The 16510-nt window shown below is 24.2% G+C and carries 16 protein-coding genes and 4 pseudogenes; 8 read left to right on the top strand and 12 right to left on the bottom strand.

Features of this window, described 5'->3' with window-relative positions; translation table 4 throughout:
- The first annotated feature begins 7 nt into the window (after window positions 1–7).
- The gene (locus AACL02_RS01630; RefSeq protein ID WP_339042402.1) at window positions 8–1480 is read left to right on the top strand and encodes a sodium-dependent transporter; all 1473 of its coding nucleotides are present in this window, start codon (window positions 8–10) and stop codon (window positions 1478–1480) included.
- A 114-nt stretch (window positions 1481–1594) separates the two neighbouring features.
- Here AACL02_RS01630 and AACL02_RS01625 read toward each other — a convergent pair whose 3' ends face one another.
- Window positions 1595–1930, bottom strand: a complete 336-nt coding sequence (locus tag AACL02_RS01625; protein ID WP_339042396.1) for a transposase — start codon at window positions 1928–1930, stop codon at window positions 1595–1597.
- A 2-nt stretch (window positions 1931–1932) separates the two neighbouring features.
- The gene (locus AACL02_RS01620) at window positions 1933–2415 is read right to left on the bottom strand and encodes a hypothetical protein (RefSeq protein WP_339042400.1); all 483 of its coding nucleotides are present in this window, start codon (window positions 2413–2415) and stop codon (window positions 1933–1935) included.
- Here AACL02_RS01620 and AACL02_RS01615 point away from each other — a divergent pair.
- Window positions 2361–2513: a hypothetical protein gene (locus AACL02_RS01615; RefSeq protein WP_339042398.1), complete on the top strand. Its 153-nt coding sequence runs from the start codon at window positions 2361–2363 to the stop codon at window positions 2511–2513. The two genes, AACL02_RS01620 and AACL02_RS01615, sit on opposite strands and share 55 nt — an antisense overlap.
- 256 nt (window positions 2514–2769) lie before the next feature.
- Here the strand turns inward: AACL02_RS01615 and AACL02_RS01610 are convergent, their stop codons facing one another.
- The 3 genes from AACL02_RS01610 to AACL02_RS01600 are packed head-to-tail and all read right to left on the bottom strand — an operon-like array spanning window position 2770 to window position 4039.
- Window positions 2770–3105: a transposase gene (locus tag AACL02_RS01610; protein WP_339042396.1), complete on the bottom strand. Its 336-nt coding sequence runs from the start codon at window positions 3103–3105 to the stop codon at window positions 2770–2772.
- A gap of 2 nt (window positions 3106–3107) precedes the next feature.
- Complete coding sequence (locus AACL02_RS01605; protein WP_339042394.1) at window positions 3108–3590, bottom strand: hypothetical protein; 483 nt, start codon at window positions 3588–3590, stop codon at window positions 3108–3110.
- Window positions 3590–4039, bottom strand: coding sequence for a hypothetical protein (locus tag AACL02_RS01600; protein WP_339042392.1), 450 nt, complete (start codon window positions 4037–4039; stop codon window positions 3590–3592). The genes AACL02_RS01605 and AACL02_RS01600 overlap by 1 nt, the downstream gene beginning before the upstream one ends.
- Before the next feature lie 402 nt (window positions 4040–4441).
- On the opposite strand from AACL02_RS01600, the pseudogene AACL02_RS01595 reads away from it, so the two are divergent.
- From AACL02_RS01595 to AACL02_RS01585, 3 genes and pseudogenes are all read left to right on the top strand, one after another.
- Window positions 4442–6510 (top strand): annotated as a pseudogene (locus AACL02_RS01595) (DNA translocase FtsK).
- A 57-nt stretch (window positions 6511–6567) separates the two neighbouring features.
- A pseudogene (locus AACL02_RS01590) lies at window positions 6568–6903 on the top strand (transposase); the annotation flags it as partial.
- A gap of 91 nt (window positions 6904–6994) precedes the next feature.
- Entirely contained in the window at window positions 6995–8233 is a 1239-nt protein-coding gene (locus AACL02_RS01585) for an IS256 family transposase (RefSeq protein ID WP_339043487.1), read from the top strand.
- Between the two features lie 41 nt (window positions 8234–8274).
- On the opposite strand, the pseudogene AACL02_RS01580 reads toward AACL02_RS01585, so the two are convergent.
- From AACL02_RS01580 to AACL02_RS01565, 4 genes and pseudogenes are all read right to left on the bottom strand, one after another.
- A pseudogene (locus AACL02_RS01580) lies at window positions 8275–8598 on the bottom strand (transposase); the annotation flags it as partial.
- A 642-nt stretch (window positions 8599–9240) separates the two neighbouring features.
- Window positions 9241–9402 (bottom strand): transposase, encoded by a 162-nt coding sequence (locus tag AACL02_RS01575; protein WP_339042386.1) that lies wholly within the window; start codon window positions 9400–9402, stop codon window positions 9241–9243.
- 86 nt (window positions 9403–9488) lie between these two features.
- Complete coding sequence (locus AACL02_RS01570) at window positions 9489–10643, bottom strand: YitT family protein (protein ID WP_339042384.1); 1155 nt, start codon at window positions 10641–10643, stop codon at window positions 9489–9491.
- A 13-nt stretch (window positions 10644–10656) separates the two neighbouring features.
- The gene (locus tag AACL02_RS01565; RefSeq protein WP_339042382.1) at window positions 10657–11550 is read right to left on the bottom strand and encodes a hypothetical protein; all 894 of its coding nucleotides are present in this window, start codon (window positions 11548–11550) and stop codon (window positions 10657–10659) included.
- A gap of 126 nt (window positions 11551–11676) precedes the next feature.
- Between AACL02_RS01565 and AACL02_RS01560 the strand changes: the two genes are divergently transcribed.
- Window positions 11677–13743 carry a hypothetical protein gene (locus AACL02_RS01560; protein ID WP_339042380.1) on the top strand — a complete coding sequence of 689 codons (2067 nt, stop codon included), beginning with the start codon at window positions 11677–11679 and terminating at the stop codon, window positions 13741–13743.
- On the opposite strand, the gene AACL02_RS01555 is transcribed toward AACL02_RS01560, so the two are convergent.
- Entirely contained in the window at window positions 13718–14113 is a 396-nt protein-coding gene (locus tag AACL02_RS01555) for a hypothetical protein (protein WP_339042378.1), read from the bottom strand. The two genes, AACL02_RS01560 and AACL02_RS01555, sit on opposite strands and share 26 nt — an antisense overlap.
- Window positions 14114–14258: 145 nt before the next feature.
- Here AACL02_RS01555 and AACL02_RS01550 point away from each other — a divergent pair, with 145 nt between their 5' ends.
- Window positions 14259–15497, top strand: a complete 1239-nt coding sequence (locus AACL02_RS01550) for an IS256 family transposase (RefSeq protein ID WP_339043485.1) — start codon at window positions 14259–14261, stop codon at window positions 15495–15497.
- 47 nt (window positions 15498–15544) lie between these two features.
- Window positions 15545–15796 (top strand): annotated as a pseudogene (locus AACL02_RS01545) (transposase); the annotation flags it as partial.
- A 41-nt stretch (window positions 15797–15837) separates the two neighbouring features.
- Here the strand turns inward: AACL02_RS01545 and AACL02_RS01540 are convergent.
- Together AACL02_RS01540 and AACL02_RS01535 are read right to left on the bottom strand one after the other, a co-directional pair.
- The gene (locus AACL02_RS01540; protein ID WP_339042376.1) at window positions 15838–16122 is read right to left on the bottom strand and encodes an SIR2 family protein; all 285 of its coding nucleotides are present in this window, start codon (window positions 16120–16122) and stop codon (window positions 15838–15840) included.
- 177 nt (window positions 16123–16299) lie between these two features.
- Window positions 16300–16464, bottom strand: a complete 165-nt coding sequence (locus AACL02_RS01535; RefSeq protein ID WP_339042374.1) for a hypothetical protein — start codon at window positions 16462–16464, stop codon at window positions 16300–16302.
- Window positions 16465–16510 lie beyond the last annotated feature (46 nt).

The raw sequence follows: 16510 nt of genomic DNA, 5'->3' as shown, positions 1-16510 counted from the left end.
AAATCAAATGAATAAACATGGTGGTATCTTTTTAATTCCATTCTTTATTGCACTAATTGTCTGTGCTTTACCAATTTTATTAATTGAAATCAATTTAGGTAATAAATATCTTAAAAATAATGTTGAAATTTTTAAAGATTTAGCAAAAACTCCCGGGACTTTCTTTGGATTTTTACAAACTGCAGTTGTTTGAATAATGGGTGTATTTTATAGTGTTCTTGTCGCTTGATCATTATTGGAAATAGTTATGTCTTTTCTTCCTGGTTTAAATCAACAAGGATTTTTCTTAAATAAATTAATTGGTCAAACTTCCAACGATGTACCACAAAGTTTTAGTCAATTGGGTAATATTAGTATTTGAGTTTTAATTAGTTTAATTATGGTTTGAATTATTACTGGTGTTATTTTGTTGGGTGGCGTTGTTAAAGGGATTGATTTAGCAAATAAAATTTTTATTCCTAGTCTATTTATCATGATTTTAATGATGATGATTTACGTTTTAACTTTGCCTGGTGCTCTAGATGGTTTAAAAACAATGTTTAGTTTTAATAGTGAAAAAATATTAACTAGTAGCATTTGAACTGATGCTTTTGGACAAGCCTTCTTTATGCTTTCAACTTGTACAGGTGTTATTATTATTTTTTCAAGTCATGCGCCAATTGGTACTAGTAATACTAATAAAGGTTTAATTATTATGGTTGGTACTGTTATTGTTGCTTTATTAACAACATGTACTGTTTTTGGAGGAATTGGTGCAATTGCATATAATCAGCATAAAACTATTGATGAAGTATTTATTTCGGGTCCAACTTTAATTTTTCAAGTTTTTCCACAAGTTTTTGCAATCATTACTGAGCAAACACATCTTCCATTTTTAAGTCACACTTTAGCTTTCCTTTTCTTTTTATCAGTATTTTTTGCTGGTATATCTTCATTAATAGCAATAGCTGAAGCCGTTGTTAATCCTCTAATTAGTTGTTATGGTATTAAACGTTATCAAGCATTATTAATAATGATTATTAGTAGTTTTATGCTTGGTTTAATATTTTGCTTTAATAATAGTAGTCCTTTAATTGATGGGCTCGCAATATGAGTTACTGGTATTTGACAAATGATTATTGGTATTTGTGAATTAATTGGTGTTATCCTTATTTGGAAATGTTATGATAGTTTAAAAGAATTTAATAATCAATATTCATGAGTTAAATGAAATAAAGGTTTCAAATATTTATGTTTAATCCTTATTCCAACAATTATTTTAATTAACTTGGTCTTTGCTTTATATCAATTAATTAATAATATAATTAGTAATCCTTTTATATTTCTAACTATTGGCTTGACGCTAGCAGCTATTACTGTTTTATTATTTACTTTAATTTTTACTTTCTGAAATAATATTAAAATCTATTTTATAAAAATTAATAATACACTATTTAAACAAAAAACAAAAACTGAAATTATTAAAGTCGACACTGAATAAAAATTAATATAACTGCTAATTTAAATAGATAAGGCTTTTCTCCCTTTATGTACTATTTTAATTTTATCACATAAATGCTGAGAAAAGCCTATCTACGGACTTCTCCCCACATTTTTAAATCAAACATAGAATTACAGTTTCAAAACTAGGTATCTTGTTGAATTTATATGCAGCTTCTTTAGCATATAAATGAACATGATGTTTTGCAACTTTGATATGTGTTTTAAATGTTCTTCTTATATGTTTTCAAACTGATTCAATTTGGTTGGTATTTACACCAATTTTTGAAACATAGCCATCTTGATGGTTAATTGTTTCATGCTTAGTGAAAACTGATTTAAAATCGCAATATCCTTTTCAAGAATCAGTATATACAAGACATTTTGAAGAAATGTGGTTTTTTGCAAACTGCAAAAGATTTTTACTCTTTGCGTTTTTCAATACTTTCACAATTAAATTATTGGTTTTTTTTGATAAATGCCAACAATCAAGGTTTTATTCACCAAGGATCTTCCTTGTTTTTTAAAACCCATATGTGAAAGATACATTTCATCAATTTGCACTGTACCTTCAACAATAAATTGAGGTTTTTGTTTTGCAATACGTGTTCTGATTTTATGAGTCATTCTTCAAGCAGTTTTCAAAGTCACTCCCAATTCTTTTGCAATATCTGTTGATGGAATTCCATGTTTGGTGTTTATTCATCTAAAGATAAGATAAAACCAAGATGTTAAAGATGTTTGTGACCTTGAAAATATGGTGCCTGTGAGAATGCTAAATGTTTGATTACATTTTAAACATCTCATTCTTTTTAAATCAGAAGTATTCAAATTAAAATTAAAACACCTAATACATTTGTTTTCTTTCAAATTTGCTATATATGCAAGACATTGCTGTTCAGTTTGAAAAGCATTGTTGAATTCATTCAGTTTCATTATTCCCTCCACAAGTACATGTGGGGAGAAGTCCGATAGATAATTTTTCATTAAATAGTCATATTAAAATGTCTTATATAATAAAATATGCTATATAAAATCCAAGCACAATAATAATTAAAATGAATTCAATAATAAAATATTTTATTATTTACTCAGTTATAAAATAAGAATACAACAAAGTCATTATTTAATCCAATAATATTATTAATAAAGTTATTTAGGTAACTTTATTTTATTCATTATCAATTTCTTTGTTTTCTATTAAAATAGGCTTTTCTCCCTTTATGTACTATTTTAGTTTTATCACATAAATGCTGAGAAAAGCCTATCTACGGACTTCTCCCCACATTTTTAAATCAAACATAGAATTACAGTTTCAAAACTAGGTATCTTGTTGAATTTATATGCAGCTTCTTTAGCATATAAATGAACATGATGTTTTGCAACTTTGATATGTGTTTTAAATGTTCTTCTTATATGTTTTCAAACTGATTCAATTTGGTTGGTATTTACACCAATTTTTGAAACATAGCCATCTTGATGGTTAATTGTTTCATGCTTAGTGAAAACTGATTTAAAATCGCAATATCCTTTTCAAGAATCAGTATATACAAGACATTTTGAAGAAATGTGGTTTTTTGCAAACTGCAAAAGATTTTTACTCTTTGCGTTTTTCAATACTTTCACAATTAAATTATTGGTTTTTTTTGATAAATGCCAACAATCAAGGTTTTATTCACCAAGGATCTTCCTTGTTTTTTAAAACCCATATGTGAAAGATACATTTCATCAATTTGCACTGTACCTTCAACAATAAATTGAGGTTTTTGTTTTGCAATACGTGTTCTGATTTTATGAGTCATTCTTCAAGCAGTTTTCAAAGTCACTCCCAATTCTTTTGCAATATCTGTTGATGGAATTCCATGTTTGGTGTTTATTCATCTAAAGATAATATAAAACCAAGATGTTAAAGATGTTTGTGACCTTGAAAATATGGTGCCTGTGAGAATGCTAAATGTTTGATTACATTTTAAACATCTCATTCTTTTTAAATCAGAAGTATTCAAATTAAAATTAAAACACCTAATACATTTGTTTTCTTTCAAATTTGCTATATATGCAAGACATTGCTGTTCAGTTTGAAAAGCATTGTTGAATTCATTCAGTTTCATTATTCCCTCCACAAGTACATGTGGGGAGAAGTCCGTAAAATAATATTATTAGTAACTTCTTCATTATCAATTTCAATAATATTTTTTTTATCTAATTTATAATATTTATTAATAATACGTTGTATTTGTTTAATCTTATTTTCAGATCTATTAATATATGATTTATTAAACGTATATTTATTATATCTCAAATCTATTATTGCAGTCTTTACCTCATTTTTCATTTGTTGATATAAATTACCATTTTTAAAAACATAATTTATATCATTTTTATTCAATAAAAAATATTTTATTTCTTTTTCAATTGCATTATTAACTGCATATACTCTAGAACTACTATCAATTGAAGTAACTACACAAACTATAATAACTCCTATAATAATAACTATTATAGGCAAACCTATAATCATAAACATTAAATCATTATTATTCATTTCAGTATTATACATTTTTTAATTCACTTTCAATCTTTAATTTTTACTTTTCTCTTTTAATTTATTTTTTATTCTTTTTCAAGATTTAAACTATGGATATTGTTTATTATATATAACCATATAATCAATTAAAGTACTAATAATATTTAAAAAATTGTCAATATAATTATCACTACTAAACACATACAAAATAAAATTACTCAAATATCATTTTTTACTCCTTATATTAATAATATTTTAATTTATATATATTCTATATTTTTTAAAAAAATAATTAAAAATTACTAATAGTTCACATCATAATAATATTTATTAAAATGGTTAGTAAGTAGTAACAAACACCCCTATATATGATATTATTTTTATACAATCACTCAACCAATAAATTTAAAATAGAAAAGTTAGGAGTTTAAAATTATGAAAGATTTTAAAAATATTAAAATTAAACAAATTAAAAATAGTAATAATAATAAAATTGGTATCTTATTAGGTACTCTAATTTTATTGTTATTAATAACTTTTAGTTTATTACGACTACTACCAATTGGTAAATTTTTAGACGACTTTATATTTTCTTTTTTATTTGGATGAAGCAAATATTTAATTTATATATTATTATATATATCTTTAATTCCACTTTGTTTTAATTATTATTTTAAATTTAAAGCTTCATTTGTTTGAGCAATAATTACTACTATTATATGCTGCGTTTGAACAATTGAAACTATTACTATTATTAGTCGTTATGATAATATTTGATTTAATAATAAATTTCATATTAATTTAATTAATGATTATTATCAATCTTGATGAAATTCAACTATTTTTAATAACTATCACGGATTTTTCAAATCACCTATTTCCTTTAATAATTGAACTATTGATAGTTTCTTTCCTTCTTATCTTGTTGGTGGATTAATTGGTAATACTATACTAGAATTTTTAGGTTACACAACTTTTTTTGTTAATTTTATATTAAATATATTAATGATTATTATTTGTTTTAGTTGATTATTTTTTAACCGTCCCTTAATTTTATTTATCACTATTTCAAATCATATCAAAGAAACAATTTTAGATTTTAAAGTTAAGCGAAAAGAACAAAAAATTAATAAATTAGAAAAAGCAAAAGAAAAACAAAAAAAACTTACTTTGGCACAAAATAATACTATCAAAATCAATAATCTAAAAAAAGAACTAAAAATAAATAAACAACAAGCAAAAAACAATAATAAGCAATCTAAATTAGAAACTAAACAATTTACAAAAGAAAATTTAGCAAACAATAAAGTAAAAAACGAAAAAATAAACTTTGATATAGAAACCAATAAGGAATTATTACAAGAAAATAACAAAATTAATAATCAAAAATTAGAAAATAATGAAACAAAAATTAAAGAGCAAAACAAAATTATTAATCAAAATGAAAAACAAAATAACAATCAAGAAAAAACAAAATTTTTTCTTCCTGAACAAACTATAATTAATCAAAAATATATTTTACCAACATTAAAATTAACTAAAAAATCAGATAATCTAATAAAAAAGCAAGAAGAAAATGAAAAATATGCTTTAGAAAATAAAGAAAAAATTAATCAGTTATTTAAAGAATTTTCTGTTCAAGGAAAAGTAAATGATTTTACTATTGGTACAACAGTAACAAAATACGAGGTTTCAATCACTTCAGGAATGAAAATTAACAAAATTACTAACTTAGAAGAAGAACTAAAACTAGTTTTAGCAAATAATAATATTAGAATCGAAGCACCAATAGCTGGTAAATCAATGATTGGAATTGAAGTTAGTAATAAAAATATTGTTCCAATTAATATGCAAGAACAATTTGAAAATATAAGCGAAAAATATAAAAATAAAAAATTATTAATTAGTATTGGTAGAAATACTACTGGTGATTACATCTTTCATTCATTAAAAGAAATGCCCCACTTATTAATTGCTGGTAATACTGGTTCAGGAAAATCCGTTTTTATTAATGATTTACTAATTTCTTTGCTCTTACAATACAAACCTCATGAAATAAAAATAATATTAATCGATCCTAAATGAGTAGAATTAGCAATTTATAATGATATCCCACATTTAATTATTCCAGTAATTAATGAAGCAAACAAAACACCAGCAGCATTACAAGTAGTAATTTTAGAAATGATGCGTCGATACCAACTATTTTCAAAAAATGGAAATCGTGATATTGAAAGTTATAATAAAAAAATAAGTCAAGAAATTGATAAATTACCTTATTATATTATTGTTATTGATGAATTAGCAGATTTAATGGTACAAGCAAGCAAGTTGAAGAAGGAATCATGCTAATTACACAAATGGGTCGAGCGGCAGGAATTCATTTAGTAATAGCAACACAAAGACCATCAGTAGATGTAATTACTGGCGTAATTAAAAATAATATTCCAGCAAGAATTGCTTTTAAGGAAATGTTTAGTAATCTGTGTAACTTACAAAAATAACTATGTTTAATTAATTCTAGTAAATATAATTAAATGACTAGAAAGAGTGAGTTACAGATGGCTAAAAAAGATAACTTTAATAATAATGATCCAATATCAAAAGCAGTAGATTTATTACTAGAAAATACTGAAGATTTAACAACAGTTTTTAAACCTGGCGGTTTATATAAAGAATTAACAAAAAGATTAGTTGAAAAAATGTTGAATTCTGAAATGCAAAATTATTTAGGATATGAAAAAAATCAACATACTACTACTGAAAATGATCGTAATGGTACAAGTTCAAAAAAATTAATAACTCAACAAGGTAAAATTGAAATTGATGTACCAAGAGATCGCAATAGTAATTTTACTCCTGTAATAGTTCCTAAAAGGCAAAGAAGATTTGATGGAAATGTTTAGTAATCTGTGTAACTTACAAAAATAACTATGTTTAATTAATTCTAGTAAATATAATTAAATGACTAGAAATAGTGAGTTACAGATGGCTAAAAAAGATAACTTTAATAATAATGATCCAATATCAAAAGCAGTAGATTTATTACTAGAAAATACTGAAGATTTAACAACAGTTTTTAAACCTGGCGGTTTATATAAAGAATTAACAAAAAGATTAGTTGAAAAAATGTTGAATTCTGAAATGCAAAATTATTTAGGATATGAAAAAAATCAACATACTACTACTGAAAATGATCGTAATGGTACAAGTTCAAAAAAATTAATAACTCAACAAGGTAAAATTGAAATTGATGTACCAAGAGATCGCAATAGTAATTTTACTCCTGTAATAGTTCCTAAAAGGCAAAGAAGATTTGATGGTTTTGATCAACAAGTTCTTTCCTTGTATGCAAAAGGAATGACATTATCTGACATTAGAATGCAGTTGCAAGAGTTATATCATGGTGCTGATATTAGTGAAAGTGTTATTAGTCAAATTACTGATGATGTTATTGATGATGTTAAAGCATGACAAAATCGACCATTAGAAAGTATTTATCCTATTGTTTATTTTGATTGTATAGTAGTTAAAGTACGACAAGATAAACGGATTATTAACAAATCATTTTATATAGCATTAGGAGTTGATTTAGAAGGCAAAAAAGATGTTTTAGGATTATGAATTAGTGAAAATGAAGGTTCTAAGTTTTGATTATCTAATTTCACAGAAATGAAAAATCGTGGCTTAAATGATATTCTTATTGCTTGTAGTGATAATTTAACAGGCATGTCAGAAGCAATACAATCAGTTTATCCTAAAACAGAACATCAATTATGCATTGTTCATCAAATTAGAAATAGTTTAAAATATGTTTCATACAAACATCGAAAAGGTCTAGTTGCAGATTTAAAACCAATTTATAGTGCATGTAGTGAAGAACAAGCAATGCAAGCTTTAGAATCGTTTGAAAGTAAATGAAATAAACAATATCCTCAAATTACTAAATCTTGATATAAAAATTGAAATAATTTAATGGTTTTTATTAGTTATCCAGTAGAAATCAAAAGAGTGATTTATACTACAAATGCTATTGAATCTGTTAATAGTCAATTACGAAAAATCATCAGAAATAAAAAAGTTTTTCCTAATGATATGGCAGTTTTCAAAATATTTTACTTGGCAATTGAAAATATAACAAAAAAATGAACATTGCCTATTCAAAATTGAAATACAGCAATTGCTCATTTTATGATAAAATTTGAAGACAGAATTAATCTAAATTAGTAACTTTGTAAACAAAGATACACAGATTATTAAAAATCCTCTCTTTGCCTTTTAGGAACTATTACAGGAGTAAAATTACTATTGCGATCTCTTGGTACATCAATTTCAATTTTACCTTGTTGAGTTATTAATTTTTTTGAACTTGTACCATTACGAGCATTTTCAGTAGTAGTATGTTGATTTTTTTCATATCCTAAATAATTTTGCATTTCAGAATTCAACATTTTTTCAACTAATCTTTTTGTTAATTCTTTATATAAACCGCCATGTTTAAAAACTGTTGTTAAATCTTCAGTATTTTCTAGTAATAAATCTACTGCTTTTGATATTGGATCATTATTATTAAAGTTATCTTTTTTAGCGATCTGTAACTCACTCTTTCTAGTCATTTAATTATATTTACTAGAATTAATTAAACATAGTTATTTTTGTAAGTTACACAGATTACTAAACATTTCCAATACTAGCACCAATAGCAATTAGAGCAATAATGGTAGTAATAATTCATAAACTAATTCATAAACGATTATTTATTAATTTAATTCATCAATGATTACTACTATTATTATAGTCAGTATGAATATTATTAAGAATCTCATTTACAACCTTTGGCGATAAATTATGTTTCATAATTATTCCATTCTTTTTTAATTCTTAATATAGTTTATAACTAATTTTTTTTTATAAAAAATAGAAAAAGACTAACTATAGATGTAATAATCTAGGCTTTTCTCCCTTTATGTAATATTTTAATTTTATCACATAAATGCTGAGAAAAGCCTATCTACGGACTTCTCCCCACATTTTTAAATCAAACATAGAATTACATTTTCAAAACTAGGTATCTTGTTGAATTTATATGCAGCTTCTTTAGCATATAAATGAACATGATGTTTTGCAACTTTGATATGTGTTTTAAATGTTCTTCTTATATGTTTTCAAACTGATTCAATTTGGTTGGTATTTACACCAATTTTTGAAACATAGCCATCTTGATGGTTAACTGTTTAATGCTTAGTGAAAACTGATTTAAAATCGCAATATCCTTTTCAAGAATCAGTATATACAAGACATTTTGAAGAAATGTGGTTTTTTGCAAACTGCAAAAGATTTTTACTATTTGCGTTTTTCAATACTTTCACAATTAAATTACGGACTTCTCCCCACATGTACTTGCGGAGAGAAGTCCGATAATATATTTAGAAGTCTAAAAACCTATTATTATAAAAATAATGACATTATAACATATATATTATTAGTTTTTTTCTAAAAAATCATTAATTTCAGTAATATTAACAGGTGCATTTTGTGGAGGTTTACCTGCATTACCACCATGCATATATTTTGCAAGAACTGCTACCATAAAAACTTTAGGATCGATTCGAACTATTTTTGTTTTAAAAAAATTATATTCTAATAATGACATTGTTGTCATCATCATTTTATATTCATTACCTGAATACAAACCTTTCACATTTCAAACATTACCACCACGTAAATAATTATTTCGATAAATATCATTACGGATTTGCTCTAATTCATTAGAAATAATAAAGACACTCATCAACATATATTTTGGATAAACTCTATTCATAACAAAAGCTGCTACATAAATATAAACAAGCGTTGACATAAAATAAGGTCTAACTAAAAAATTATCAACAAGACTAGTTTTCTGTAAAAAAGTTCCATCAAGAATTAAAACAATAACAACAATAATAATATTAGTATTTCTAATAATAGTAGCAATTGAATATTTACGTTTCATAGAAATATAAGTACTAATAAAATCCATACCACCACTAGATCCACCAGTTTTAAATAAAATACCAATACCAGCACCATAAATTAATCCACCTAAAGCAGCAAAAATAAAAGTACGTGGTAAAACTAAGTGCCAATAATCTGTAGTACCTTTTAATGGCTCATTACCTAAAACTTGAAAATTTTTAAGAACATCAATTGATGTTAACAAAAAGTTAATTCCGTTTTGAAATAACAAATAAATAATAGTATAAAGAGTAAAACGAAATCCAACCTTGAATAATCCTCAAATAATGATAGGACCATTAATAAGAAAATATACTGGATAAAATCAAAATGCTTGGGTTGTTTCTTGTTCAGTAATACTGCCATTATAAGATAAGGCAATAAATTTAGCTATTAATTGTGCAAAAGCTGATAAACCATTAGTATATAAACCAGCACGATTAATAAAATAAAAAAAGGAAACAGTTGTTAAAAAAGCACTAATAAAAATTAATAATAAATTTTTGGAAGTTATTTTTCAATTAAAGTTTTTTCATGAAGAATGGATCTCTTGCTTAACACCAATATTTTTAAAAGTAAAGGCATCAACAATTAACGGTGGCTCTTTATCTTTATTTTTTGCTTCTGAATTATTGGACATATTAAACTCCTTTTTAACTATTAAATTGAAGTATTGTTGGAACATAATTACTATCATCATAAGGCGAAGGTAAAGACATGTCAATTAATGAATCTTGAAAAATAATCACAAAATTAACTTTAAGTTCTAATTTATTAGGACCAGAACTTGTAACTTTTTGACCATCAATTCCTTTGATATTAATATTAACAGAATTAACATGAGGATTATTATTTAATGCTAAACTTATTCCTTCTTGAACTAAAGTTTTAGTTTTTTGAGAAAAATCAGCATATGTTTTATCAATATCAGGTTTAGTTTTTTCATCAACACTAATTGGTACTATTTGTTCTGATAATTTAGTAACATCACTAACACAACTATAAACTATGTAATCGCTTTGTGTATAAGAACATTTTATATTAAAAGTTTTTTTTATGTATTGTTCAACTTTAAAACTTTTATCATTATTTACTACTCCAACTTGATAAGTAATATTAATACTAATTCTACCAGTTGAAGCATCAACATCTCAAGTTCTTGATTTTGTTAATTCATCTATTTTACCATTATCAATCGTAAAATAATAACATTTAGTACCCACTTCTAATTGACTATCAAATCAAGTTGGTTCTTTAATATTTGCTTTATCTAAAATTAATTTGGCAAGTGATTGTGCAAGACTGTTTTCTAATGCTTCATTTTTAATAACTTGTTCTTTTTCAGGTCTTTGACCATCAATAGGAACATCCACTGGTTTTTTAATACCAACTTTTGACAAAGTTGCTTCTCAACCATTATAATTACCATTACCATTAGTAATTGCTTTTAAAATACTATCTTGTTGTTGATCATAACAAGCTAAAACTGGCGTTACTATTCCACTACCAAAAGCAATAGTACCCATTAATGTTAAAATTTTTTTCATAATTATAATCATTCCTTAATTTATAAAATATCATATATAAATTGTAACTTATTTTTATTATTTTGCTATACACTATCTTCAAAATCTTTATAATTAATATTAGTTTATATTAAAGGAATTGATAATATGTTTAAAATTTTATATACACTAGTTACTATTTCACTAGTCACTTTTACTAATTTAAGCCAAGTGAAAATAAATAATTATCATCATAAAGAAATAAAATCAGAAAATACTATCCTAAACGAACAAAGTTTAACCTTAGCTTTTGAAAGTGGAAATTTTTATAATTGAAATGAAAATGATTCAACTAATTCTATTGCTGGTATTTTTACAAATTCACAAGCACAATCTTATTTATTAAATAAGGATGGCACATATAATAATTTAGACTTACAAATTAGTAATTTTATTAGATTTGATGATAACTTAGGAATTGCTACTTTAAATAATTTTCATAAAAGTGATGATATTAATTTTATTAATAATTCATTTTTAATGACTAAAAATGGTATTAGTGATGATGCTACTGCCATTGAAACTCCAAATCATACTTTTACTAACTTTGGTAATAATATCGTTAGTACCGATATTGGTGCTGACTTAATTAATACAGACGGAAAAGTAACTAACTTAGTTACTCCCTATCATTATGGAAAAGGTAAAACTAGTTTTACTACTATAAATGCTACTTTTGGCGTTTTTGTTGGTGGTGATCAAAATTCTTATATTCTAAAAGTTGATGGTAATATCAAACCAATTAATATTAATGTTCCTAATCCAATACTATTAAATTCTTTTGTTGCCATTAATGATAATGGTGGCATTATTCGTGATGTTAATGGGCAATTATTTTATTTAACAATAGATGATAATGGTAATGCTACAACAAAACCATTAATTATTAATAAGGAACCACTGTTTAGTACTACTACTGTTTTTTTTAGCAAGACTGGTAACAATCAAGGAATTTTAAACGTAAATCTCAAAAATAGCTCCAAATTTTTTGGACAACCTTATCATTTAAGCATTACTGATAGTAATGATATTAAACTTACAAAAATTAATGAACATTATATGAATAATTTCATTTTACTTCATGATGGTTTAGGTGTTTTTATTGATGAACAAGAAATTGGCTATTTTGTAAATGAATTAGGTACTTTTACTAAAATTGGTTATTGTGCCAATTTCCAAAGAATAAATGATAATCTTGGTTTTATTAATAATAATACAAGTAAATTATTACTAAGTGATAGTAAAAATAACAATTGAAGTCGAATTAATAATATTAAATTTACTAAAACTAAAGATGAACAATTGACTAATTTTATTAATTCATATATTTATAAAGATAAACTCACTGCAGTTAATCGTACTAATAATTGAATTAGTAATAATAGTTTAATTTTAAATGTAACTAATGATGAGCTAAAAGATATTACTATTAATGATAATCAACCATTATTACCAAATATTAATAATAATATTACGACTATTATTAATAGTAATTCTGAAATTAATATTAAATTTGAAGATGAAATAATAACTTACCATGTATTAATATATAATCAAAATATTTTGCCAACACTAGATAATAGTACTAATACTAATATTAAATATGTTGGAATAGTAAATAATAATTTATATGATATTAATAGCACTAATACTAATGACGGTTTTACAATTAATTTTAACTATGATAATACTATCCAATTTGTAAATATTATTACTATTGATAGTACTACTATGAATAAAATGAATTTATGAACATTAAAACCAAAAACTACTTTTAAATTAAATGCCAAAAGCAATAATAATGTATATCTACTACAAACTGTTAATTGAAATAATATTAGCAACTGACAATATTTTACTATTTATCATGGTAATAATTTACCTATTGTTGAATTTTGAACTACTGATACTGGTATAAAATTATGAAATGCTGCTTTAAAACTTAATTATACTTCTAAGGAGCTAGAAAATATGAATGCAAAAGAAATTAATAATCTAAGAAATTTATCAGTTAATTGAACAATTAATGAAGCGCGTGGTAATACTTTAGGTTATATTATTTCTGGTTTTCTTGGTATTGGTTTCATTTTAACTATTATTGCTATTATTTATGATTGATACTTAAAACAACAATTTAAAAAAAAGCAATCTAACACAAAGACAAATTTGAATTAATACAAAATAACTGTTCTTTTATTTTTTTGGAATTAGGTTTATCATTTTCTAAGCTATTTACTGCTTCAACATTAACTGATAAACTTAGTTCATTAGATTTCCGTCTTTCACTTTGTTCTTCTCTTATTTTTCTAACTCAAGGATTAAATGAATTAGCAAAACCTAAAAAATCAGTTTGTTTTACAAAACAATTATTTGGAACATAATATCCTTTTGTTTTTATATAAAACAAAAAAGGTTCTAGAAATTTTTTTCATAAAAAAATTCCATCATTAAAAGGTTCATAAACAGCAAAATAAGAAATAGTCTGTTTATCTACTTTTATTCCATTGGGAAATGTAAAATCAGTTAATAATTGTTGATTAGGCAAAAAAAATGTATAAAAATTTTCATTAAAATCTTTAGAATAAAGATTAACAAGGGAAATGTTTAGTAATCTGTGTAACTTACAAAAATAACTATGTTTAATTAATTCTAGTAAATATAATTAAATGACTAGAAAGAGTGAGTTACAGATGGCTAAAAAAGATAACTTTAATAATAATGATCCAATATCAAAAGCAGTAGATTTATTACTAGAAAATACTGAAGATTTAACAACAGTTTTTAAACCTGGCGGTTTATATAAAGAATTAACAAAAAGATTAGTTGAAAAAATGTTGAATTCTGAAATGCAAAATTATTTAGGATATGAAAAAAATCAACATAATACTACTGAAAATGCTCGTAATGGTACAATTTCAAAAAAATTAATAACTCAACAAGGTAAAATTGAAATTGATGTACCAAGAGATCGCAATAGTAATTTTACTCCTGTAATAGTTCCTAAAAGGCAAAGAAGATTTGATGGTTTTGATCAACAAGTTCTTTCCTTGTATGCAAAAGGAATGACATTATCTGACATTAGAATGCAGTTGCAAGAGTTATATCATGGTGCTGATATTAGTGAAAGTGTTATTAGTCAAATTACTGATGATGTTATTGATGATGTTAAAGCATGACAAAATCGACCATTAGAAAGTATTTATCCTATTGTTTATTTTGATTGTATAGTAGTTAAAGTACGACAAGATAAACGGATTATTAACAAATCAGTTTATATAGCATTAGGAGTTGATTTAGAAGGCAAAAAAGATGTTTTAGGATTATGAATTAGTGAAAATGAATGTTCTAAGTTTTGATTATCTAATTTCACAGAAATGAAAAATCGTGGCTTAAATGATATTCTTATTGCTTGTAGTGATAATTTAACAGGCATGTCAGAAGCAATACAATCAGTTTATCCTAAAACAGAACATCAATTATGCATTGTTCATCAAATTAGAAATAGTTTAAAATATGTTTCATACAAACATCGAAAAGGTCTAGTTGCAGATTTAAAACCAATTTATAGTGCATGTAGTGAAGAACAAGCAATGCAAGCTTTAGAATCGTTTGAAAGTAAATGAAATAAACAATATCCTCAAATTACTAAATCTTGATATAAAAATTGAGATAATTTAATGGTTTTTATTAGTTATCCAGTAGAAATCAAAAGAGTGATTTATACTACAAATGCTATTGAATCTGTTAATAGTCAATTACGAAAAATCATCAGAAATAAAAAAGTTCTTCCTAATGATATGGCAGTTTTCAAAATATTTTACTTGGCAATTGAAAATATAACAAAAAAATGAACATTGCCTATTCAAAATTGAAATACAGCAATTGCTCATTTTATGATAAAATTTGAAGACAGAATTAATCTAAATTAGTAACTTTGTAAAACAAAGATACACAGATTATTAAAAAGCCTCAATTTATGGTTTTTATTAGTTATCCAGTAGAAATCAAAAGAGTGATTTATACTACAAATGCTATTGAATCTGTTAATAGTCAATTACGAAAAATCATCAGAAATAAAAAAGTTTTTCCTAATGATATGGCAGTTTTCAAAATATTTTACTTGGCAATTGAAAATATAACAAAAAAATGAACATTGCCTATTCAAAATTGAAATACAGCAATTGCTCATTTTATGATAAAATTTGAAGACAGAATTAATCTAAATTAGTAACTTTGTAAAACAAAGATACACAGATTATTAAAAAGCCTCTAGTCATTAAATAATACAACAAAATTTTCATTCTCTCATGTTTTAACTTTTGCTTTTTCTAAAATAAAAGTCGCCAAACTATTGGCTACAAACTGATCTTCAAAACTATAACCTAAAAAAATAAATGTATAATTTTGATTTACTGCATCTTCTATTATTTTTTTAAATGATTCTGTAAAATTTTCAATAATTCAATTCTCAATAAAACTTTTATAAGTATCTATAAATTCTATTTTTTTTACCTTTTTTATTCAAATTATTAACTTTATGTTCACTTGTTTCATTTGATTTTTAATTAATTCCAGTTATTGAACAATGAATTGCATATACTTTATCATTTAATTCTTCAATACTATTAATTCAATTTTTTATATATTGTTTAGGATTTTCTAATTTATTTCAAGCAAAAATATTATCATAATTTGTAGTAATTATTTTATCAAAATTATTATTTATTAATTCTAAAATTTCTTTTTTTCACTATCAATTTCCTTTTTTTCTATATCAAGTTTACTCCTATATTCTTCTATAAAAAAAGCACTTGCACTGTCTTTTTTCTCTTTTGTATCTAATAAACTCTTTAAATTATCCAAAACTCTTGAAAGATCAAAGTTATTTTGAACCATACTCTTCAAATTCTTAAGTTCTTTTTTATAATAATCATCTAAATCT

The sequence above is a fragment of the Spiroplasma endosymbiont of Apeira syringaria genome, from assembly GCF_964020205.1.
In the GTDB taxonomy this organism is placed as follows: Bacteria; Bacillota_I; Bacilli_A; order Mycoplasmatales; family VBWQ01; genus Spiroplasma_E; species Spiroplasma_E ixodetis_A.
Note: the sequence above shows the minus strand (reverse complement) of the source record. Positions and strands in the feature narration are given on the sequence as shown.